Here is a 21,804-nt window from a genome sequence, read left to right on the forward strand (position 1 = left end):
CACTTGCAGATAGGGGGGTAGATAAGATGACAGAAGCACTGGCGCAACAATCGATTTTAACGATTGTGATCAACCTGGTTTTCATTATGATAACCTGGTGGGCGTTACAAACCGTTCGGTTCGATGTCTTTTTCAAAAAACCGAACAGTCCACAGGCGAAAGTCCTCATGATCTTGCTAACCCTAAGCATCGGTTCCCTCGCAAGCAGTTTCTTCCTAGATTACTACAACTGGTCAATCCGTCTACAGTATTTCTTTTAAAAAGTGAAAAGCGGAATCCCTCGATTAGTCCCGACAAGTGCTGGAGCCTTATAGGATGAACACGGTCTTTGTGTCAATCTGGAAGGTGAAGCGATCGAGGGACTGGGGGTTGAAGCTAGACAATGAAAAGCGGAACCCCCCGATTAGTCCCGACAAGTGCTGGAGCCTTCCAGAATGAACACGGTCTTTGTGTTCAATCTGGAAGGCGAAGCGACTCAAGGGGCTGGGCGTAGCAGCTAGACAAATCTAAAAACAACTCACATATAGGAGCGTCGTACGGAATTTGTCGGGATCTGACTACAACTTCCATGTATGCCTTCCCCTCCCATGGTCACACTGAAAGATAAGAAGACCAGAACGGGGAGAGGGTTAAGATGAGGCTTCTAATCGCAGTACTGTCCATTTTACTTCTAGCGAGCTTTTCAAATGGTACATCAGTCTCAATTGAAGATGAAACGGAAGTAAAGACTGCCGATATGGCGAATGTTTTATTGACCCACAATTATTCTATACAAAAGTGGTCTCTTTACACACGAGAAAAAGTGAGTTTCATTCCAAAGTCGTTAGGGTACAAAGGTATTATGTCCGAGCTTTCCAAAAGAGCACCCGGCTTTCAATGGGGTGACATGGAAAAAAGTGATGGTAATGTAAAAGTAAGTGGGACAAGAATCGATTCAGAAGTGGGTACGAAAGAAACTTTGACGCTTGTGTCTTATCCAGAAGCAAATCGCATTAGCTCTTATCTTATTTATAACATGGAAATTAAAGGATTTTCTCAGGAGGAATGGCGAACAACGTACGAACAATTTAAGGCGCAAAAGTCACAATTAGTCACGCAAGATGCCCCAGTTTTCTCTTGTTTTGTGGGCGAGAAAAATGATACAATGAACATTGTTTTGTACAATGAAGCAGACAAGCTGTTAGGGGCTTTTTCCGCTTCAAAAGTAGAAGAAATCAATGAAGAGACGTTTGTATCTCTTTCCGCATACCATGAAGAGTGGGAAGAAGATCTTGTAACGAACAACCAGAGAATGAACATACAAATAGCATTACGGAATACAGGAATAGGCGGCGGAATAACCGCTACAATTGGCACACCAATAATTACGACTGAATATTAATATACAAATAGGACGCGGAGGGGAATACGTTGGAAAAAATCATCGTCCGAGGTGGCAGGAGATTGTCTGGCTCTGTGAAAGTTGAAGGAGCTAAAAATGCAGTCTTGCCCGTCATCACAGCATCTATTTTAGCAGGTGAAGGCACGAGCACGTTAAATGATGTGCCTGCCCTTTCAGATGTACACACGATTAGTGAAGTATTAAGCTATCTTAATGTTGAGACGCAAATAGAAGGTAATACAATCAAAGTAGACGCAACAAAACCTTTGGAAACAGAGGCACCATTTGAAGCAGTACGTAAAATGCGAGCTTCGTTTCTTGTAATGGGACCACTTTTGGCCCGCGTGGGTCATGCTCGTATAGCATTACCTGGTGGTTGCGCAATCGGCTCAAGACCGATTGATCAGCACCTTAAAGGCTTTGAAGCAATGGGTGCAGAAGTCACAATTGGTAATGGCTTTATTGAAGCTGGTATTAAAGGAAGACTTCAAGGGGCAAAGATTTATCTTGATTTCCCAAGTGTAGGCGCCACAGAAAACATTATGATGGCAGCTGTACTTGCAGAAGGTACAACGGTAATGGAAAACGTTGCTCAAGAACCTGAAATCGTTTGTCTTGCGAACTACCTCAATGCAATGGGTGCGAAAGTACGCGGCGCAGGTACTGGTACGATTCGTATCGAAGGCGTGGAGAAGCTTGTTGGTGCAGAACACGCTGTTATTCCAGACCGTATTGAAGCAGGAACATTCATGGTAGCTGCTGCAATTACAGGTGGTAACGTATTGATTGAAAATGCAGTTTCAGAACATCTTCGTCCATTGATTGCGAAGATGGAAGAAATGGGCGTTGAGATTACAGAAGAAGGCCAGGGACTTCGCATTATTGGGCCTGAAACATTGAAGCCAGTTGACTTGAAAACAATGCCTCACCCTGGGTTCCCGACGGATATGCAATCTCAGATGATGGCGCTGCTACTTCAAGCGAAGGGTACAAGTGTCATTACAGAAACAGTCTTTGAAAATCGCTTCATGCACGTGGAAGAATTCCGTCGCATGAACGGGAACATCAAGATTGAAGGACGCGCCGCTATTATTGAAGGACCTTCTACACTTCAAGGTGCAGAAGTATCGGCTACTGATTTGCGCGCTGGAGCTGCTTTAATCCTTGCTGGACTTGTGGCTGATGGCTACACTCGTGTGGATGAATTGAAGCACCTGGATCGCGGTTACGTTAACTTCTCCGGTAAGCTTGCAAGCCTTGGAGCTGACGTTGAACGTGTAACAGTGGATGAAACAGAAAAGCCTGCAACAGAAGCAACGGATGAGCAAGCTGTCAATATGAAACCAAAATTCGCATAACGTGAATCCAAAAAAGGAGGCCATTGCCTCCTTTTTTATATGCACAAAAATAGGATTTTTAGTGATGTTCTTTACATATATATGGTAAAAAAACTCCGTGTCTCCTCTCCATTTCTGTTCTAAATGGTTGTCCAACTCCATACGATGATAGGGGTAAGCAATCGAGAAGGAGGCATGTGAATGAGGCGAATTGTTGGCTCACTGATTCTGTTTGCGACGATTCTAATCCTTCTCCCATCAATTCTGGTTTTGCCTTATGGAACAACGGAGATGAGACCGGCGCCGGCTAGTGAAGGGAATCAGATGACGAAGGAGAAAGTAACAGAAGCGGTTGAAGTGGACGTTCCGGTCTTTCGATCAGCACAAGAAAAAACAATGAACATCCCAATCGAAGACTATGTGAAAGGCGTGGTAGCTGCTGAAATGCCTTCAGACTTTAATATGGAGGCGTTGAAGGCTCAGGCGCTAACGGCAAGAACGTTTGTCGTAACAAAGCTCAAAAACCCTTCTACAGACCTTCCTGATCAAGCGGTCGTAACGGATACGATCCAAGATCAGGTCTATAAGGATGAAGCTCAGCTGAAGAAAGCGTGGGGAAAAGAATTTGACGAAAAGTTTGCAAGGATTGAAGAAGCGGTTCAAGCAACCGCCGGTCAAATTTTAACCTATGATAATAATCCAATCTACGCTTCATTTTTCTCAACAAGTAATGGTTATACCGAGAATTCAGAGGACTATTGGGAAAACAAAGCCCCTTATTTAAGAAGTGTCGAAAGTCCTTGGGATGTGGATTCTCCTAAATATGAAGACAAAGAGACATTTACCGTAGCAGAATTTGAGCAAAAACTTGGCGTGAAGCTTTCTGGAAGTTCGATCGGTACGATTAAAAACTTAACAGAAGGAAAAAGAGTAGCCGAGGTTTCGGTGGGTGGAAAAACGTTTACCGGGAGAGAAATAAGAGACCTTCTTGGACTTCGATCTTCCGATTTTACATGGGAACGAAATGGCGATGCGATCAACATTGTGACAAAAGGGTATGGTCACGGTGTGGGAATGAGCCAATATGGCGCAAATGGCATGGCCGAGGATGGAAAAGAATACTCAGATATCGTGAAATATTATTATCAAGGTGTAGCGATTAGTGATATGGAAAACTACGTGACAGATTATACAGCACAACGATAAGAAAAGGCCGCTATTAGCGGCCTTTTCTTATCGTTAATTAAAAAATGGAAGCTTAAACTTTTTCTGGTGAGTGCCAAGGATGGCGCTCCAATTTGAGACAAAGGCTTTTTCACGGAATTCTTTATCGACCTCAATCGAGCCGAAATCCATATCCTTTACTTCAATCATAGCGTTTGATAATGCTTCAATATTATTTTTCTCAACAATGAGCCCATTTTCATGATCCTTTACTAAATCTCTTGGACCATATTTAATATCATAAGCGACAACAGGACAGCCGTTATTAAGACTTTCCATAATCACAAGTCCAAATCCTTCATACTGACTTGGGAGGAAGGAAGCTTTCGCCGAGGCAAAGACGCTTTCTGGATCATCCGTTAATCCCTTTAAGGTGACGCGGCCTTCAAGCTGGTATTCTTTAATTTGTTCTTCAAGTTTTTCTTTTACTGGTCCTTCACCATAAATATCAAGCGTAAAATCGGATAGCTGTTCTTTCGCCATTTGATACGCTTCAATTAAATGGTCTGGCTGCTTTACATCCGTTAATCTACCAATAAAAACAAATTTATTTTCCTTTTGAACATTCTTGTTTCGAGTAGAAGGCGCAATAGAATGCGGAATGATACTGATTTTTTCATTGTTAAAGATGTGATGAGAAAGATCTTTTTTCTGTTCATGAGTTAACGCAACGATATGGTCAACGTCATCCGCATGCTCAATCAAATACTGGTAAGACGATTTAAGGTCATGAAGATCTTCGCTTTGAAGATGTGTGTTATGAAGGATAGCAATTTTCGTTACGTCATTCCCCTTCATCTCACACATTGGTTTATCAAGAAGGCGAGCATCATTAATAACAGTAGATCCATCCTCAATCATGTGCTCAAGGCAATAGCGGAAGAAGTCTTTTTCCGTTTTAAATTCTAGAATGTCTTGTCCGCTAAAGAGATGCATGCGAATCAATTTATTTTCACTTGAGCCGTCATATGTTTTATTTACATAGGCGTAGCCAGCGTCATCATAATAGATTTCTTCAAGCTTATTTGTTGTTCCTTGCTTGTAATTAATTTTTCTGTGACATTTTCCAAGGCTATTAAATTCTTTTCTGCAAGCGCGTTTGCGGTTGTAAGAATCCATAAAGTCGATAAATTTCAAAGAGCCGTCTTCTGTATCATAGTTTTTATAAAGAACATACTCACCGTTTTCGAAAAAACGATATGCTTTGTTTTTCTTTATTTCACGATACACAAGGCCTTCTTCTTCAACCGGTTGCTCTACTTTATCACCAATGTAAGAACGATTTGCGAGAAAATCGTAAATATTGATCATCTTAACAGAGCGAGGGACTTTATTCTCACGATAATACTGCTCGTATAGCTGCCCATAGTAAGGATTGTAATTCGTTGTAATAATCGTATATTCCATGTTCGCTTGTTCCACTAATTTCTTCGTACGATCAAGAAGGGACTTTGTTCTGCCTCCATACTGCTCAGGCAGTGTTGACGTAATCACGTAATTCATAACTGGTTAATCCCCTTTATTATCATTTTGATAGAATCAAAATAGATTTTGTTGTCAAAAGCGTATAAAGGTTATATACCCTATTGCTTAAGGAATCATTCTTACAAATAGATAACAAAATAGATACAAGAAACACTTACATATGGAGTCAATAATTGGTTGGAAAACCAGAGGAATCATAAAATAATTAATCAAAAGACATAACAAATAGTCAAATTCATGCATAAAAGAAACGCTGTTGTCGAAAAATAAATAGAACTTTTTTTAAGAATAGGTATATAAATCTCGCAACCTGACCACAATGTTGCTGAGGTGATGAACAAATGGGAGACGAAAAACAACGATCTCATCCTGTTGAAAAAAGCGCTTCTAAATGGCAGAAGCTAGCAAGAAAACGCTGGATTTACCCAGCAGTCTATCTTGGTTTTGCAGCAATTGTTCTTGCAGCCGTACTATGGATGCAAGGCGGGCAAGAAAATGCAAAAGATTTAAGTGGTATTGATGAAGAAAGAAGTGCCTTTGACACAAATGACGAGTCAGTTCCAGTTCTAGGTGATTCAGAAGTTTTTAAAGTACCTGCATCCGAAGATAGTGGTGTATTTGTGCAGAAACAATTCTATGACACTTCAGCTAGCACGGAAGAACAACAAGCAGCCCTTGTTTTCTATAATAATACCTACTACCAGAGCGCAGGAATCGATTATGCTAAAGAAGATGGCACAAGTTTTGATGTGAATGCCGCAATGAGTGGTAAAGTTGTGAAAGCAACAAACGATCAGCTACTTGGAAATGTTGTTCACTTAGAGCATAACGATGGTGTTGTGACTGTTTACGAATCGCTTGAAGCTCTTGATGTAAAACAAGGCGATACTGTTAAGCAAGGCGATAAGCTAGGTACAGCTGGTACAAATACGTTTGATACAGACGCTGGCGTTCACGTACACTTTGAAGTTCGTAAAGATGACATGCCGGTTAACCCGCTTGATGTCTTTAATCAACCGTCTTCAGCAGTAGAGGCTCCTGAAAAGGCGCAAACAAGTGATGAAGTTTCAAACCCATCAGCCTCAGAAGGTACTGATGTTGAGAACCAGGACAACAGTACAGAATCCGAAATGGATGCTGAGAAAGACGCCGAAAAAGATGCGAATAGTGCAGACGAGGATCAATCCGACGAGCAAAAAAGCAACGAGCAGAAATCGGACGATCAAAAATCAGATACAAAGGATTCACAATAACAGAGCCCCCCAACCGGGGGCTTTTTTATGTGTATTGAAAACGGACACAATTCGACCTTTCCCGGGAAATAGCGCTATCATTCCTTAAGGATTGAAAAAATTCGCTTTTTTGTGTCGGGAACACAGGTCTATTGTCATGTCGTTATATACAATTACTGGTAAAATGGGCTCATTGACTTCTTTTTATGGTAGAAACATAATGAGAGATGTATTTTAGAAAATTCAGATAATTAATTTAGGAGGGAGAGACTACTTATTTTATACGTGTTGCTAGCTGCTGCTATAGTCAGTCTAATCTTTACAATCAAAAAGCGAAAAGGCGTATATTTATTATTTCCAATCGCGCTAATGGGAGTCTATTTTGTTATTGAAATTGCTAGAGTTCCGCTTGGTTTTGTCGAAACAGTCGAACTTATTTTTAACTTAAAATAGTTAGGAGGTTCAATCATGAAAAAGATTGATAAAAAAATCGCCGATGCCTACTTTCATGCGAGAGTAAGGTTGATTTCCATTTTACTTCTTTTCTGGTTTGCTGTGTCTTTTGGAATGGTTCTGTTTGCTGAAACGCTTGCGGAATATACGTTTAATGGCTTCCCCCTTCATTACTTTATGGGCGCCCAAGGTTCGATTGTCGTTTTCATTATTTTATTATTTGTTAACGCTTACATATCGGACAGGATTGATCAAAAGTATGGGTTAGTTGAAAAACGAGTGAAAGCAACAAAAGGACAAACCTTACAATCATAAGGGGGATACAGGATGGATACACAATTTTTAGTATCGCTTTTACTTATTGTCGCATCATTTGGTCTATACATTGGGATTGCCGTCTTTAATCGTGCGAGACAAACATCAGAGTTCTTCGTAGCCGGTCGAGGTGTACCCGCAATTTATAACGGTATGGCGATTGGCGCTGACTGGATGAGTGCCGCTTCATTCATTGGTCTTGCTGGAACGGTTATGGTACTTGGATATGACGGGCTGGCTTATATCATGGGATGGACAGGTGGCTATTTGCTCTTAACCTTTCTACTTGCGCCTCAACTTCGGAAATACGGTCGCTATACAGTTCCGGAATTCATTGGAGATCGCTTTCAGAGTAAAACGGCTTTAGTCATTGCGGCGATCGCAACCATCATCATAAGCTTTACCTATTCCATTGGTCAGTTAGCAGGATCTGGAGTGGTGATTGGAAGATTGTTTGAAGTAGATGCCAAAGTGGGCGTGATGATTGGTGTTGTGATTATCGCCATCTATGCCACATTTGGTGGTATGAAAGGGATCACGTGGACACAGGTAGCTCAATATATCATTCTAATACTGGCCTACTTAATACCGGTTATTTTCATGTCACTTCAAATTACGAATAACCCGATACCGTGGCTAAGCTATGGAAATGTCGTATCAGAACTCGGTGAGTTGGATCGCGAACTTGGTATTTCTGAATATTTTGCGCCATTCGAATCCGCTTCAAAGTGGCAGTTCATTGCCCTTATGTTTAGCTTAATGGCTGGAACTGCTGGTCTTCCTCACGTAATTGTTCGCTTCTATACGGTATCAACGATGAAAGCAGCGCGCTGGAGCGGCGCCTGGGCATTATTATTTATTGGACTACTCTATTTATCTGCTCCTGCCTACGCGGCTTTTTCAAGGTTTATCTTGATGAAGCAAGTAGCAGGTAGTCCGATCGATTCATTGCCTGGCTGGACCGATAAATGGGTGAACACCGGACTTCTAACGATGGCTGATACGAGTGGGGATGGGATTCTTCAGTGGAAAGAGATTGCGATCAGTAACGATATTGTCGTGATGGCAACGCCTGAAATTGCTGATCTTGGTGTATTTGTCATTGGTCTCGTCGCAGCAGGAGCGATGGCAGCTGCGCTCTCCACGGCTGGAGGGTTACTGATTGCGATTTCTTCTTCTTTTTCTCATGATATCTACTATCGCATTATTAATCCTAGAGCAACGGAACGGAAGCGCATGTCAGTTGCGCGCTGGTCGATTCTGATTGCGACGATCGTAGCGGGAGTTGTGGCACTAAACCCACCCGGTGTAATCACGCAGATTGTGGCATGGGCTTTTGCACTTGCTTCAGGAACGTTCTTTCCAGCACTTATTCTTGGGGTATGGTGGAAGAGAGCGAATGCGCCAGGTGTTATTGCCGGGATGATCGTAGGATTAGTGGTCACCTTAACATATATTTTCCTAGCGAAATATGGTGGCTTTACGATTTTAGGGATTATTGACACTGGAGCAGGCATTTTCGGAGCTATTTCAGCCATTTTAACAAACGTGATCGTGTCATTGAGTACAAAACCACCTTCACAGAAGCTTCAGGATGAGGTAATGGATCTCAGGTACCCTGAACAGCTTACTTTCAAAGATGGAGAAGTATGGAAAGATGACCGTGTGATTTGATCGGAGAACCTCCTATTTTACATTAAAAATAGGAGGTTCTTTTTTCATGCAAGGTTACATACAAAAGACGAATGAGATCAATTTGAAAGAAAATTTAAATAAAATCCCTTGTCCCTCTTGACTTTTTGGAATATAACCACCTCTGCTTTAATAAAATGTTACAAAACTTAGTAAATGAGGGGCAGAGGTGAGAAGTTGTGGTAAGGCTTCGAAGTATTCTTGCATGCAATACTCCTGACATCATGTAGGTCACCTGATGACTAGAGCTTCGTAGCATGATCACTTTATCAGTCTCATTTCGCATCTCTCACATCCAATTTAGGGAGGCGAGTGGTGTGCACGATTACATCAAAGAGCGAACCATCAAGATTGGAAACTACATCGTGGAGACTAAGAAAACGGTGAGGGTGATCGCAAAAGAATTTGGCGTTTCTAAGAGTACCGTTCATAAGGATTTAACAGAACGACTTCCCGAAATTAATCCGGACCTCGCCAATGAGGTGAAGGGGATTCTCGAGTATCATAAATCGATACGCCATCTCCGCGGCGGCGAAGCGACGAGAATAAAATATAGAAAGGATACGGAAAAAGAGGAAGCTGTCAAATAATACGCCTAAAAACGACAATTTTTTCTAAATACTTTCTTCCTGTTTCTTAATTTATGGTACAATATACTAATGGATACGTAGTTTAAACATACTAGGACTGAAACTATAGATGAGTGTTAGAATACAGGGAGGATACGTCATGTTTTCACGTGATATTGGGATTGACTTAGGTACGGCGAACGTACTGATTTATGTGAAAGGGCGAGGCATCGTTTTGGATGAACCGTCTGTTGTAGCACTAGACACTGGAACTGGAAGAGCACTTGCTGTTGGTGAAGAAGCAAGGCAAATGGTTGGCCGGACTCCTGGAAACATCGTTGCAACACGTCCACTGAAGGACGGCGTGATCGCAGACTTCGATATTACAGAAGTGATGCTAAGACATTTTTTGAACAAAATTAATGTAAAAAGCTTTCTTTCGAAGCCGCGTATTTTAATCTGTACGCCAACGAACATTACATCTGTTGAGAAGAAAGCGATCAAAGAAGCTGCTGAAAAAAGCGGCGGAAAACAAATTTTTCTTGAAGAAGAACCAAAAGTAGCTGCAATTGGCGCTGGCATGGATATTTTTCAGCCAAGCGGTAATATGGTTGTGGACATTGGCGGTGGAACGACTGATATCGCAGTTCTTTCAATGGGCGATATTGTCACCGCCTCTTCCATTAAAATGGCAGGGGACAAGTTCGATTACGAAATCCTGGATTACATCAAGAAAACGTATAAGCTTCTTATAGGGGAGCGAACAGCAGAACAAATTAAGATCAATGTAGCAACGGTATTTCCAGGCGGCCGGAATGAAGAACTTGATATTCGTGGACGAGACATGGTGTCAGGACTACCACGCACGATCACAGTGAAGTCTGATGAAATTCAGCAGGCGCTCCAAGAGCCAATCTCCCACATGGTGATGGCAGCAAAAAGCGTTCTTGAACGAACGCCTCCAGAACTCTCAGCGGACATTATTGACCGCGGAGTGATTATGACAGGGGGAGGCGCATTGCTTCACGGCATCGATCAACTATTTGCTGAAGAACTTATGGTTCCAGTCCTTGTAGCGGAAGAGCCGATGAGCTGCGTAGCAAAAGGAACGGGTCTGATGCTTGAACATATTGACAAGATTGCAAAGAAAAAATTAATCTAAACTAGAACGGAAACTATTCGTAAGGGTGTAATCATAATGGCGAACAACCATGAAAAGGTGAACCAGGCCTCCGAAGAAAAAGTCATTCTTAAGAAAGAGGTCGAACAAACGAATAAGAATCACGATGAGAAAGAGCGTAAGCCAAAGGTTCGGTTAATCCCGATTTGGCTACGCCTTCTTCTCGTTGCCTTATTGCTCATGGCATCACTTCTAGCAGGTGCAATGATCGGTTACGGCGTAATCGGTGACGGTAGCCCGGGAGATGTGTTTAAGAAGAGCACATGGGTAAAGATAAGTGATATTGTGAAAAAAGAAGAGTAACAGATAGGAGAATGAGATATGTTAGATAGTCAGGATATTAAAAAGATTATCCCGCATCGCTACCCTTTCCTTCTTGTTGATCGTATTCTTGAAGTCGAAGAAGAAGTACGAGCGGTCGGTATAAAGAACGTAACAGCGAATGAAGAATTCTTTAATGGGCATTTCCCAGACTACCCGGTAATGCCAGGCGTTCTCATTGTGGAAGCACTTGCTCAGGTAGGTGCTGTAGCGATGTTAAAGAAAGAAGAGAATCAAGGCAAGCTGGCTTTCTTTACGGGGATCGATAAATGTCGTTTCAAAAGACAGGTGAAACCAGGTGATCAGCTCCGTCTTGAAGTGGAAATTATCCGCATTAAGGGACCGATTGGTAAAGGAAAAGCAACTGCTACTGTTGAAGGTGAAGTTGCAGCTGAAGCTGAAATTATGTTTGCGTTGAAATAGGACGAGTATAAAGCAACGAATCCTCACCACAAGTGGTGAGGATTATTTTTTTAGAACCAGAACTGAATTATTGTCTGCATGTTAACAACTTTTAAGTATTGTAAAACCAACATAGAGACTATGTAAATTTCAACATTTTGCCTTTTTGACCTGATATGATGAACTCAACCGTTCATTAGCGGTAAAACTTATTGAGTTCAGGGAGGAATTTTGGAAATGAATAACAAGAAATTCATGCTCAAAATTGCAACTTCGTTAGTAGCTGTTATGTTAATCACAGCGTGTAACAGCGGTGAAAATGATTCAGAGAACGGCAATAACTCTATGGATAATGGAAGTAACACCGAAGAGCCTGCAGCTAACGAAAACTCCGAGAACTCTGCTGAATAAGAACTTGCTCTCCTGTCCATTCTGGACAGGAGTTTTTATTTTTCGCCACTTTTTCCATGGTGCATTTGCCACTTTTTGAACTCCAGATAATCCGCAAAATCTTCCTTCGTAATCCCTGAACGCATCGCTTCTTCGATCAACTCTTTCCATTCTGTATCAAGAGCAGGCTCTTCATGATCTTCTTCGAGGATGAATACCTCAATCGGCACCTTAAGTTCCGCTGCGATTTTTTCAAGAAATTGGATAGACGGATTCGCTTGTTGATTTCGCTCGATGGAACTTAGATATGATTTCGCAACGCCTGCTCGCTTCGCTAACTCCGTTAAAGATAACCCCATCCGATTCCGATAAAGTTTAATTTTTTCACCGATCATCCCTTTACCTCGACTTTATCATTATTTAATAATTCAATTTTATCAAGAACATTTTGTTCTGTAAACAGAACAAAAGTCATAGATTGTATGACTAGGTGTTTGATCAATATTTATGAAAAATTAAGATTGAGAGAGGAATTATTAGTAAATACAAGATATAATAGGCATTATGAGTGAAAACAAAGAATTTTCACTCTTTTTAATCTTCCAAAATAATACTATATTAGATGTACATTCTAAATAAAGAACGAAACGTTCTTTATTAGTGTCGGTTATTGCTGAATTTGATAAGGGGGATGGGGAATGAGAACGTATACTGACGAAAAGTTGGACGAGGAATGGGTGACCCTTATGTCAATCGCAAAAAACATCGGTTTATCTAAGGAGGAAGTGAAGCGATTTTTAATCAATTCCTCAAAAAAGTAAGGAGGAATGGTGGTGATCAAGTTAGGTGAGGGAACTTTTGTATCCTATATCTTAGGGAAAAGGATTAAAGTAATGGCAATAGATGATCAAATTGCTAAGCTTTATATCAATGATGAATACAAAGGTAAATGTGATCTTTCTTTTATTCTGGAGAAAATTCATAGCCTTGAATATAAAGAACAGGATATAAAAGGCCTGATGGAAGATGAGCAAAAGATGTATGACGAACTGAGTCGCATCATAAAAAATCAAACCATATCTCAGCATTATGAGTAAAGGGAAAAGGATGAGATCGTTTTTGGTTATTTAACTTGGAAGCAAGAATCGACTCGATGGATGATGCATGACGTACAGATGGGGTCTTCAGAATATGTGAATTGGGGAAGTGAATCCAATCATGCGGGGCTTTCATTTAATGTATAAAATCGTTGATTCTCTTATTATTTGGAATGCTGGTCAAGATTGAACAATTAAAATCCAATTTAATACGAGAATTGGCTAGTGCTTTTGTTAACAAATTAAATAAGAGCCTAACAAAATGTTGGCTCCTGTATGAAGCTTTACTGATTTGGCCCCTGTTTCGCTCGCCATTTATTAAATTCAAGAAATTCCTTGAATTGGTCTTTGCTTACGCCAGATTCCATGGCTTCCTTCACTAGTTTTTTCCACTCGGAGTCTAGTTCACTTTGATGAATGGGATCATCCCCCTGAAGGAGTACTTCGACTGAAACATCCAAAACATTTGATATTTTGTCTAAGAATTGAATAGAGGGATTTGATTGTATATTACGCTCGATAGAACTTAAATATGATTTTGCGACATTGGCACGTTCTGCTAACTCTGAAAGTGATAACCCTTTACGTAAACGATACTTTTTAACTTCTTCTCCGATCACGTTTATCCCTCCGATGCTTCGACAAAATTCTTTGTTATCAATAATTATACCAGTATGTTTTTGTTCCGTAAATAGAACGAAAGCGGCATATCATGATATGCCGCTTTCGCTTCATCTGCTTTGATGACGAAGAAAAGACTGAATCTCGGAAATCGAGATACCAAGTTCCTTCGCTTCCTTTATTAATTCCACCCATTCGTCATCAAGTTTTTCCTCAATATGTACGCCCATGTAACTCCTCCTTCAAATCTTTCCAGGTAGTTCAGCCATCATAGAAGTTCTGCAAAGATCTTCCTTAGATCTGTTTACTTTGCGTCCACTTTTTTTCAAAAATGGTTGCCCTTTTCTGGAGGATACGCTGTACGCTTAACGAGTAATAACAAAATAACTACTTTCATCATAGGACATTCAACCTACGAAAGGTGTAGAATTTTGGAAAAAATAACAATTTATTATGACTTATTTTGTAGGGACACGCGGAAACTGTATCCTTTCTAACTTATATTAAAATGGGTAGCTACATATTTTCCAAAATGATGGCAAAGATACCACTATAACACCTACGAGGAGGAAATGATTTGAAAAAGTGGATGCTATCCTTTTTCACCTGCTTACTTGCTTTCAACCTGACAGCGTGCTCTGATGCAAATGAAGAAGAAGGCCCTGTTGAAGATCCAGAAATGCAGGAAGATTCGCCTGAAGATGAAGAGAACGTAAATGAAGATGACGGAACCATTGATCAGGAAGATGACGACACGATGAATAAGGATGGCAAGCAAGAAGGCGATCCAGATGAAGATGGCAATATGGAAGAAGGCGATATGGACGATATGGAGAAACAGCCGAATGATGAAACGAAAGATCAGCAGTAAGGGACCTCAGAAGGTCTCTTTTATTTTGAAAAAATTGTCTAAAAAACGAGTGATCGGGAATAAGCAGAAAAAAGGAGGCTGAGAAGATGAAAAAAGTAGCTATTGTGACTGGTGGAGGCTCTGGAATTGGAGCAGCAACAGCAAAGCGGTTTGCGAAAGAAGGAATCGCAGTCTGTTTATTTGATCTAAAAGAAAGTCGCGCTGAAAAGGTGAAAGACGAGATTATCAATGATGGAGGCGAAGCGCTGGTATTAGATGTGGATGTGTCTGATGAGAAACGAGTTACATACGCTTTGGAAAAAGTGATAGAAGAATGGGGACGTATTGATATTCTGTTTAACAATGCCGGGATTAACGGGACACTCAATCCGATTGAGGAGATGAAGGTAGAGGAATGGGATCAAACGATTGAAACAAACTTGCGCAGCACGTTTTTAATGGTAAAGCACACCATTCCTTATATGAAAGAAAACGGAGGCAGCATGATTATTACAAGCTCAATCAATGGGAATCGAACATTTTCAAATTTCGGTATGTCAGCTTATAGCACATCAAAGGCAGGGCAGGTTGCTTTTATGAAAATGGCTGCGCTTGAGCTTGCGCAATATCACATTCGCGTAAACGCCATTTGTCCTGGAGCCATTGATACAAATATCGATCAAAATACAGACAAGAAAGAAAGTGTGGAAGACATCGAAATACCGGTAGAGTTTCCGGAAGGAAGTCATCCCCTTGAGCAAAAGCCAGGCTCACCAGAGCAAGTAGCCGATGTCGTTTATTTTCTAGCTTCTGATGCATCGAGTCACGTTACAGGCACGGCCATGTATGTCGATGGAGCGGAGTCATTATTATAAGGAGGATTTTTGATTGACTCAGGCCACTGGTAGGAATAATGTTTAGGTTGAGGTGAAGAAAATGTTTGCAAAAGTGCACCATGTGGCCATTATTTGTTCAGATTACGAACGATCCAAGGAATTTTATACGAAGACGCTAGACCTAAAGATCATTGAAGAAACCTATCGGAAAGAACGAGATTCCTATAAACTTGATTTGGCAGTAGGGAATCATACCCAAATTGAATTGTTTTCATTTCCTAATGCTCCTGAAAGACCAAGTTATCCTGAAGCAAGAGGGTTAAGACACGTTGCTTTTGAGGTAACGGATCTGGAGGAAGCTGTCCAACAGTTATTGAAAAAGGGCGTCTCCTCACTTGAAGAGATTAGAGTGGATGAACTCACAAATAAGCGATTTACATTTTTTGAAGATCCAGATGGTTTACCGATTGAATTATACGAGAAATGAAACAATATTCTAAAAATAAGTTGATTCCTTCCAATTCCTGTGGCAAAATAGAGCGTGAAAACGTTTGCTTAGTTTTGGAAAAATTGACTTATTTTTTGTGAGACAAACGGTTTCCTTACTTTTATGATTTTGTGCAAACGTTTTCACATTTCGTGTAAGGGGGAAAAGGATGAAAAGGGGTAATCGAAGAAAACTTTCACTGTCACTTGTTCTTGTACTTGTTCTTCAACTGCTTGCTGGGTTGATTCCAGTAGCTGTGAAGGCTGCAACTAGTCCTGTCATAGACGGATCGTCAGCAACATTTATTTTTGAAGGGGATGGAAGCGAAGAATCCGTCCTTGTTGCCGGTGATTTTACAAATTGGCAGGAAGGAGCGCTACCGTTAGAGAAGGTAGAAGGCGTCTGGAAGGTAACGGTAGATGACTTAACCGATGGCCTTCATCAGTACAAATTTATCGTGGGGGATGAATGGATGAAAGATCCTTTAAATCCAAATGGCAGCGATAACAGTACGTTTACCATTGGTGAAGTGTCAGATGACCGCATCGTCACATTAGTAGGAGATTTACAGGACGAGCTTGGTGCATCGAAGGAATGGGATCCAGCAGCAATAGAAACGGTGATGGAAGCAAAAGGAGACGGCTTTTATGAATTCTCTGGTGAACTTCCGGCTGGGACATATGAATATAAAGTAGCGATCAACCAGTCTTGGGGGGAGAGTTATGGTGACGGTGGAAATAACCTTAAACTAACGCTTCCTGAGAAAACAAACGTAACGTTTTATTATCACGATGACACCCACGCGATTGCAAATTCAACAACATATACGCCTAGCGAAAAGCAGCCACGCCTTGTTGGTTCCATCCAGCCTGCTATTAATGCTGGAGCAGAGTGGAGTCCGGATCAGTCAACGGCGCTTTTCACTGATGATAATTTTGATAACATTTATTCCTTTTCAACAAATGTTCCAAAAGGAAACTATGAATATAAAGTCGTACTTGGAAATCAATGGGGAGAGGAATATCCAGCAGACAATGCAAAGCTGAATGTGATTGAAAAAGCGGACGTTACGTTCTTTTTTAACACAAAGACGAAAGAAGTCAGCACAGATTACAGTGCTGCTGGATCAGATGGGGCGGTTTCTAAGGCAAGTCTTCTACATAACTCATGGGAAGAAGCTTATCGTGCTCCGTTCGGTGCTGTGCAAGTAGGAAAGACGGTAACATTGCGTCTAGCAGCGAAGAAAGATGATCTTACGAAAGCCGATCTTTATATGAAGAATCAAAATACAGGTACGAGTAAAGTGATTTCAATGGAAAAAGCGGCTACTTCTGAAGGGAATGATTACTGGGAAGCAAAAGTAACGCCAGAAGAAAAAGGACTTTACGGTTATAAATTCATTGTCCGTGACGGTTCAGCTAAGGCGGAATACGGAGAAGATACGAAACAGGGGGAAGCTGGTAAAGCAGTTGATGCCAATGCAGAACTCTATCAATTAACAGTCTTTGATCCAGGCTATGAAACGCCAGACTGGATGAAAGAAGCTGTGGTGTATCAAATTTTCCCGGATCGATTTAACAATGGAAATAAAGACAATGATGATGCGAAGGAAACGGCGCGAGGCCCTGAACCAATTGAGCACCAGGAATGGGGAGATCTTCCGGATAATCCGAGGCTTGCGGATAGCGCAGATTACGAGGGTGATGGCATTTGGAGCAATGACTTCTTTGGTGGCGATCTTAAAGGAATTCAGCAAAAGCTCGACTATATCCAATCCCTTGGTGTCAATACGATCTATTTAAACCCAATAGCGAAGGCTGCGTCCAATCACAAATATGATGCAACGGACTGGAAAACGGTTGACCCGATGTTTGGTACACCGGAAGAATTTAAAGCATTTACGGATGAGCTCGAAAAACGTGACATGCATCTCATTATGGACGGGGTATTTAATCACGTTGGCGATGACTCCATCTATTTTGACCGCTACGGGAAATATAAGGTAGTTGGTGCTTATGAATATTGGTCTCGCATTTATGACCTGATGAATGATGAGGGCATGAGTGAAGAAGACGCAAAAGCAGAAGCGCGTAAACAGCTCGAAAAAGAAGGACAAACGTTTAACGATGAGTATGGCTTTCATAACTGGTTTAACATTAAAAATGAAAAAGTTACGGATGAAAATGGGAAGGAACGTTATGATTACCAGGCATGGTGGGGGTACGATTCCCTTCCTGAAATCAAAAGCATTGAAGGCGATGCTGTTGATTATGATAGCGAGTTAAATAATGAAAAATTTGCCGATTACATTATGTATGACAACGATTCCGCATCCAAGTCATGGTTAACTAACGGCGCGTCTGGCTGGCGCCTTGATGTGGCGAATGAAGTGGATATGGAATTCTGGCGTGAGTTCCGTGATGAATTAAAGTCTGATGACATGGCCGGTGCCGGAGCAACGTTGAAAGACGGGGAACAGCCATTGATCCTGGGGGAAATTTGGGATGATGCTTCAAAGTACTTCCTTGGCGATCAATATGATTCCGTGATGAACTACCGATTTGAAGGAGCGATTCTCGATTTCTTAAAGAACGGGAATGCAGCGAGTGCAGACGAGAAACTGATGGCCGTACAGGAGGATTATCCTGATGAGGCGTTTCATGCGCTCATGAATTTAATGGGTTCCCACGATACGCCGCGAGCGATTTACGTTCTTGGTGGCGGAACAGATACGTATGAGCGAGCAGAGTTTGATCCGAATTACGATCATGAGCTTGGCGTGCAGCGTTTAAAGCTAGCTGCCGTGCTTCAAATGGGTTATCCGGGTGCCCCAACGATTTACTATGGCGATGAAGCTGGCGTAACGGGTTCAAAGGATCCAGATGATCGCCGCACTTATCCGTGGGGTGAGGAGAATGCAGACTTAGTCAAGCACTATCAAACTGCAGGTGCAGTTCGTACGGAACATGCCGATCTTTTAGCCTATGGAAAGCTCACAACGCTACATGCAGATGGCGATGTCTATGCAATTGCGCGTACGAGTAAAGACGGTGCAGCCATTATTGCAGTGAACCGCGGCAATAAAGCGCAAACGATCGAGCTCGATGTAAAAGACGTTGTGAAAAATAAGATTTCGTTTACGGATGGTCTCATGAAGGATTACAGCGTAACCGTGAAGGATGGCAAGGTTTCTGTGACAATTCCTGCGATGACGGGTCGTATGCTCGTCGCGGATCAAGGACAGAATTTTGAACTTCCGAAAGCAGCGACTGACTTAAAAGCCACTGCCGGAGAGGGAAGCGCTAACCTTTCATGGACAGGCGATGCGGCAAAATACAAAGTGTATCGCTCAACGCTTCAAGGAGCGATGTATGAAGAAGTGACCGTAACTGATCAGAAAGAAGTCACGGTCGATGGATTAACAAACGGTCAGTCTTACTTCTTTGCCGTAACGGCGCTTGATGAAGATGGAAATGAATCGGTGAAGGTAGAAACGGTGGAAGCAACCATTCCACACATCGAATGGAAAGATGGAAAATATGACATTTCTTATGTCAATGCCATCGAAGACCAGGTACTCGATCTAGCAAATACATTTGAAATGGAAGCCAGTGTAAAAATTGACGGAGCTACGGAATCAGGGCTTGCAGAAGGCTTAATTGGCAAGCTTCAGGTGAAGCGTGGTGACGGCGAGTGGCACGAGACGAAGGCCACATACACAGGACAGGATGGCGCATTTAACAAATTTAAAGCAGATTTCCGTCCGATCGAAAAAGGTACGTATGCGTATCGACTTGCTTTTTCAACTGATCGTGGCGGGACTTGGAAAACGACGAACACGGAAGAAGTAACGTTCACGCAAAATCAGGACGATACGAAAGCCCCTGCAGATGCTGTGCAACTGGAGGAGCCACTAAAAGAATCCGGTCAAGTGACGTTAAACTGGAAACTTGAAGGTGCTGATGGTGCCTATCTTTTAGCGGTAGAGCGTAATGGCGAAACACTTGAACGAATTGAAGATGCAGAGGCAAGCACCTATACCGATTTTGCTGTAGAGAACGGGAAGGCCTATACGTATCGGATCGTGGTGTATGATCAAGCTGGAAACCAAACTGCTTCAAATGAAGTAAAAGTAACGCCGGATATTGTCATGGTCGACGTCACATTTAAAGTGCACGCCCCGGACGATACACCACTTAGTGCGAAAGTAACGATGCCTGGCGATCAAAATGGCTGGAGCACGAGCGCGTGGGAGATGTCTCGTAACGGAGCGGTATCCCCCGACTGGGAGATACAAAAGTCGTTCCCAGAAGGCACGATTTTAACTTACAAATATGTGAAAGGGGAGTCGTGGGACCAGGAGGGTCTTGCCGATCACACGCGTAACGATCAGTCAGACGATGATGTGAGTTATTATGGTTACGGAGCGGAAGGCACAGATCTGAAAGTCACGGTAACCAACCAGGGTAGCAATAAAATGGTCGTTCAAGATGAAATCCTTCGCTGGATCGACATGCCAGTGGTCGTCAATTCTCCGGAAGATGGAGCTGTCGTGGAAGGTGATACGGTTACGTTTAAAGGAAATGCCATCAAAGAAGGAAACCTCACGATTAATGGTGAAAAAGTGACTGTAAATGATGATATGACATTCACCCATGAAGTAAAGTTAGAAAACGGTGAAAATGAAATTCCAATTACCATCGAACCATCAGAAGAAAATAAATCTGCGATCTTTAATAACGATGGTGGAGCGATTGGAAAGAATACGAAAAAATATACGTGGAACGTAACTTCAAATACTGGGGAAGCAGAAACAAAAGAGCCTGTGCGTTTGTTTGGAGACGATCGTTATGCGACAGCTGTCGAGATTTCAAAAGAAGGCTGGGAAGATGCGGATACTGTCGTGATTGCACGAGGGGATAACTTTGCCGATGCATTAGCAGGAGCGCCGCTCGCGTATAAAGTAGATGCACCAATTCTGTTAACTAAGGAAAAAGGGCTTGAGAAATCGGTTATAAACGAAATTAAGCGCCTTGGTGCAAAAAAAGCGATTATTCTTGGCGGAACATCAGCCGTACCGAAGTTTATTGCTTATCAGTTAGAAGGACTCGATTTGAAAGTAAAACGAATCTACGGTGAAGATCGTTTTGAAACAGCAGCTAATATTCAGGCAAGCCTTGGTGGGAGCCCTGATAAAGCGATTGTTGCAGATGGAATGAATTTCCCGGATGCTCTTTCTGCCGCATCCTTTGCAGCAGAGAATGGTTACCCAATCTTATTTACAAAACAGGATGTTATTCCAAAAGCAACTAAAGTAGCACTTCGTAGCGTTGATCACACGATTGTGGCTGGTGGTGAGGCCGTCATTAGTAAAAAGGTGATGGGTGAGTTACCGAATGCAACACGCTATGCTGGTGAAAATCGCTTTGGTACCGCCGCATCGATTGCTACGGAATTGAATCCATCCACACACGTCTTTGTGGCAACAGGCATGGATTTCGCTGATGCCTTAACAGGTTCCGTTCTTGCAGCCAAGCAAGATGCGGCGATGCTTCTTGTGAAACCGAATGAACTACCGGCAGAAACAGCAGAAGCATTGAAAGCGTTAAAAGCAGATACGTTCACAATCCTTGGTGGCGAAAGTGCTGTAAGTGAGAAGGTTGTAAAAGGGATGAAGTAACAGTACGAGTACGGGGGTCAGGCTCGTGCCTGACCCCCTCAAAAGACAAAGCCCTAATAGTGTCCGCCTCAGGCGGACACTTTTTTTGTTATGATCTTTCTTTAAAACGCTGGAGAAGCTAGAAGGAATAGGGGTTTGAGAGGATAGAAGGGCAAGGGGGTCAGCTGCGTATCTGCCCCCCTCCACAACGCCCTATTAACTCTCTCTTCAAATTCCTTCCGAAACAATTAAAAAATATTTCTGAATAATATA

General features: G+C 42.0%; 22 protein-coding genes and 1 riboswitch. Of the genes, 18 read left to right on the forward strand and 4 right to left on the reverse strand.

The genetic code is table 11. The features are described from left to right. Positions 1–26: 26 nt before the first annotated feature. The 4 genes from LC090_RS01500 to spoIID all read left to right on the forward strand — a co-directional run bounded on the left by LC090_RS01500 (position 27) and on the right by spoIID (position 3,924). On the forward strand, positions 27–260 hold the full coding sequence (locus LC090_RS01500; protein WP_226654557.1) for a DUF1146 family protein: 234 nt from the start codon (positions 27–29) through the stop codon (positions 258–260). Positions 261–634: 374 nt separating this feature from the next. Continuing rightward, on the forward strand, positions 635–1,381 hold the full coding sequence (locus LC090_RS01505) for a YwmB family TATA-box binding protein (RefSeq protein WP_226654558.1): 747 nt from the start codon (positions 635–637) through the stop codon (positions 1,379–1,381). 29 nt (positions 1,382–1,410) lie between these two features. Then, positions 1,411–2,739: a UDP-N-acetylglucosamine 1-carboxyvinyltransferase gene (gene murA, locus LC090_RS01510; RefSeq protein ID WP_226654559.1), complete on the forward strand. Its 1,329-nt coding sequence runs from the start codon at positions 1,411–1,413 to the stop codon at positions 2,737–2,739. A gap of 180 nt (positions 2,740–2,919) precedes the next feature. Next, the gene (gene spoIID, locus LC090_RS01515) at positions 2,920–3,924 is read left to right on the forward strand and encodes a stage II sporulation protein D (RefSeq protein WP_226654560.1); all 1,005 of its coding nucleotides are present in this window, start codon (positions 2,920–2,922) and stop codon (positions 3,922–3,924) included. A 33-nt stretch (positions 3,925–3,957) separates the two neighbouring features. Here spoIID and LC090_RS01520 read toward each other — a convergent pair whose 3' ends face one another. After that, entirely contained in the window at positions 3,958–5,445 is a 1,488-nt protein-coding gene (locus LC090_RS01520; RefSeq protein ID WP_226654561.1) for a glycosyltransferase, read from the reverse strand. Positions 5,446–5,768: 323 nt separating this feature from the next. On the opposite strand from LC090_RS01520, the gene LC090_RS01525 reads away from it, so the two are divergent. The 8 genes from LC090_RS01525 (at position 5,769) to LC090_RS01560 (ending at position 12,002) form a co-directional block, all read left to right on the forward strand. Then, entirely contained in the window at positions 5,769–6,680 is a 912-nt protein-coding gene (locus LC090_RS01525; protein WP_226654562.1) for a M23 family metallopeptidase, read from the forward strand. Between the two features lie 447 nt (positions 6,681–7,127). Beyond that, positions 7,128–7,427, forward strand: a complete 300-nt coding sequence (locus LC090_RS01530; RefSeq protein WP_226654564.1) for a DUF4212 domain-containing protein — start codon at positions 7,128–7,130, stop codon at positions 7,425–7,427. Between the two features lie 12 nt (positions 7,428–7,439). Beyond that, positions 7,440–9,101 (forward strand): sodium:solute symporter family protein, encoded by a 1,662-nt coding sequence (locus tag LC090_RS01535; protein WP_226654566.1) that lies wholly within the window; start codon positions 7,440–7,442, stop codon positions 9,099–9,101. Positions 9,102–9,436: 335 nt separating this feature from the next. Next, positions 9,437–9,709, forward strand: a complete 273-nt coding sequence (spoIIID, locus tag LC090_RS01540; protein WP_048311390.1) for a sporulation transcriptional regulator SpoIIID — start codon at positions 9,437–9,439, stop codon at positions 9,707–9,709. Between the two features lie 139 nt (positions 9,710–9,848). Continuing rightward, positions 9,849–10,850, forward strand: a complete 1,002-nt coding sequence (locus LC090_RS01545; RefSeq protein ID WP_098445362.1) for a rod shape-determining protein — start codon at positions 9,849–9,851, stop codon at positions 10,848–10,850. Between the two features lie 36 nt (positions 10,851–10,886). Beyond that, the gene (locus tag LC090_RS01550) at positions 10,887–11,171 is read left to right on the forward strand and encodes a DNA-directed RNA polymerase subunit beta (protein ID WP_226654568.1); all 285 of its coding nucleotides are present in this window, start codon (positions 10,887–10,889) and stop codon (positions 11,169–11,171) included. Positions 11,172–11,189: 18 nt separating this feature from the next. Next, positions 11,190–11,612 (forward strand): 3-hydroxyacyl-ACP dehydratase FabZ, encoded by a 423-nt coding sequence (gene fabZ / locus LC090_RS01555; RefSeq protein WP_226654571.1) that lies wholly within the window; start codon positions 11,190–11,192, stop codon positions 11,610–11,612. A 210-nt stretch (positions 11,613–11,822) separates the two neighbouring features. Continuing rightward, entirely contained in the window at positions 11,823–12,002 is a 180-nt protein-coding gene (locus LC090_RS01560) for a hypothetical protein (RefSeq protein WP_226654573.1), read from the forward strand. A gap of 35 nt (positions 12,003–12,037) precedes the next feature. On the opposite strand, the gene LC090_RS01565 is transcribed toward LC090_RS01560, so the two are convergent. Further along, on the reverse strand, positions 12,038–12,376 hold the full coding sequence (locus LC090_RS01565; protein WP_226654575.1) for a helix-turn-helix domain-containing protein: 339 nt from the start codon (positions 12,374–12,376) through the stop codon (positions 12,038–12,040). A 303-nt stretch (positions 12,377–12,679) separates the two neighbouring features. Between LC090_RS01565 and LC090_RS01570 the strand changes: the two genes are divergently transcribed. Next, positions 12,680–12,802: an anti-repressor SinI family protein gene (locus LC090_RS01570; RefSeq protein WP_226654576.1), complete on the forward strand. Its 123-nt coding sequence runs from the start codon at positions 12,680–12,682 to the stop codon at positions 12,800–12,802. Between the two features lie 12 nt (positions 12,803–12,814). Further along, positions 12,815–13,078, forward strand: a complete 264-nt coding sequence (locus LC090_RS01575; RefSeq protein WP_226654579.1) for a hypothetical protein — start codon at positions 12,815–12,817, stop codon at positions 13,076–13,078. Between the two features lie 284 nt (positions 13,079–13,362). Here the strand turns inward: LC090_RS01575 and LC090_RS01580 are convergent, their stop codons facing one another. Both LC090_RS01580 and LC090_RS01585 read right to left on the reverse strand, forming a co-directional pair. Then, a complete protein-coding gene (locus tag LC090_RS01580) occupies positions 13,363–13,698 on the reverse strand; it encodes a helix-turn-helix domain-containing protein (RefSeq protein WP_226654581.1) in 336 nt (111 codons plus the stop codon). Between the two features lie 111 nt (positions 13,699–13,809). Next, a complete protein-coding gene (locus LC090_RS01585) occupies positions 13,810–13,929 on the reverse strand; it encodes an anti-repressor SinI family protein (RefSeq protein ID WP_226654583.1) in 120 nt (39 codons plus the stop codon). Between the two features lie 22 nt (positions 13,930–13,951). Then, positions 13,952–14,049, reverse strand: a riboswitch (cyclic di-GMP riboswitch). A gap of 227 nt (positions 14,050–14,276) precedes the next feature. On the opposite strand from LC090_RS01585, the gene LC090_RS01590 reads away from it, so the two are divergent. The 4 genes from LC090_RS01590 (at position 14,277) to LC090_RS01605 (ending at position 21,552) form a co-directional block, all read left to right on the forward strand. After that, complete coding sequence (locus LC090_RS01590) at positions 14,277–14,570, forward strand: DNA polymerase V family protein (RefSeq protein WP_226654585.1); 294 nt, start codon at positions 14,277–14,279, stop codon at positions 14,568–14,570. An 86-nt stretch (positions 14,571–14,656) separates the two neighbouring features. Next, a complete protein-coding gene (locus LC090_RS01595) occupies positions 14,657–15,424 on the forward strand; it encodes an SDR family oxidoreductase (RefSeq protein ID WP_226654587.1) in 768 nt (255 codons plus the stop codon). A 61-nt stretch (positions 15,425–15,485) separates the two neighbouring features. Next, positions 15,486–15,872 carry an SMU1112c/YaeR family gloxylase I-like metalloprotein gene (gene gloA2 / locus LC090_RS01600; RefSeq protein WP_226654589.1) on the forward strand — a complete coding sequence of 129 codons (387 nt, stop codon included), beginning with the start codon at positions 15,486–15,488 and terminating at the stop codon, positions 15,870–15,872. Between the two features lie 169 nt (positions 15,873–16,041). Beyond that, positions 16,042–21,552 (forward strand): alpha amylase N-terminal ig-like domain-containing protein, encoded by a 5,511-nt coding sequence (locus LC090_RS01605; protein WP_226654591.1) that lies wholly within the window; start codon positions 16,042–16,044, stop codon positions 21,550–21,552. Positions 21,553–21,804: the final 252 nt, after the last annotated feature.

The organism is Guptibacillus hwajinpoensis (assembly GCF_020524165.1).
In the GTDB taxonomy this organism is placed as follows: Bacteria; Bacillota; Bacilli; order Bacillales; family Guptibacillaceae; genus Guptibacillus; species Guptibacillus hwajinpoensis_D.

What these genes read in the sequence shown, in the direction of transcription:
- LC090_RS01500 (WP_226654557.1), top strand. Translation starts at nt 27, where the DNA reads ATGACAGAAGCACTGGCGCAACAATCGATTTTAACGATTGTGATCAAC.
- LC090_RS01505 (WP_226654558.1), top strand. Translation starts at nt 635, where the DNA reads ATGAGGCTTCTAATCGCAGTACTGTCCATTTTACTTCTAGCGAGCTTT.
- spoIID (WP_226654560.1), top strand. Translation starts at nt 2,920, where the DNA reads ATGAGGCGAATTGTTGGCTCACTGATTCTGTTTGCGACGATTCTAATC.
- LC090_RS01520 (WP_226654561.1), bottom strand. Translation starts at nt 5,445, where the DNA reads ATGAATTACGTGATTACGTCAACACTGCCTGAGCAGTATGGAGGCAGA.
- LC090_RS01525 (WP_226654562.1), top strand. Translation starts at nt 5,769, where the DNA reads ATGGGAGACGAAAAACAACGATCTCATCCTGTTGAAAAAAGCGCTTCT.
- LC090_RS01530 (WP_226654564.1), top strand. Translation starts at nt 7,128, where the DNA reads ATGAAAAAGATTGATAAAAAAATCGCCGATGCCTACTTTCATGCGAGA.
- LC090_RS01535 (WP_226654566.1), top strand. Translation starts at nt 7,440, where the DNA reads ATGGATACACAATTTTTAGTATCGCTTTTACTTATTGTCGCATCATTT.
- LC090_RS01545 (WP_098445362.1), top strand. Translation starts at nt 9,849, where the DNA reads ATGTTTTCACGTGATATTGGGATTGACTTAGGTACGGCGAACGTACTG.
- LC090_RS01550 (WP_226654568.1), top strand. Translation starts at nt 10,887, where the DNA reads ATGGCGAACAACCATGAAAAGGTGAACCAGGCCTCCGAAGAAAAAGTC.
- fabZ (WP_226654571.1), top strand. Translation starts at nt 11,190, where the DNA reads ATGTTAGATAGTCAGGATATTAAAAAGATTATCCCGCATCGCTACCCT.
- LC090_RS01565 (WP_226654575.1), bottom strand. Translation starts at nt 12,376, where the DNA reads ATGATCGGTGAAAAAATTAAACTTTATCGGAATCGGATGGGGTTATCT.
- LC090_RS01570 (WP_226654576.1), top strand. Translation starts at nt 12,680, where the DNA reads ATGAGAACGTATACTGACGAAAAGTTGGACGAGGAATGGGTGACCCTT.
- LC090_RS01585 (WP_226654583.1), bottom strand. Translation starts at nt 13,929, where the DNA reads ATGGGCGTACATATTGAGGAAAAACTTGATGACGAATGGGTGGAATTA.
- LC090_RS01595 (WP_226654587.1), top strand. Translation starts at nt 14,657, where the DNA reads ATGAAAAAAGTAGCTATTGTGACTGGTGGAGGCTCTGGAATTGGAGCA.
- gloA2 (WP_226654589.1), top strand. Translation starts at nt 15,486, where the DNA reads ATGTTTGCAAAAGTGCACCATGTGGCCATTATTTGTTCAGATTACGAA.
- LC090_RS01605 (WP_226654591.1), top strand. Translation starts at nt 16,042, where the DNA reads ATGAAAAGGGGTAATCGAAGAAAACTTTCACTGTCACTTGTTCTTGTA.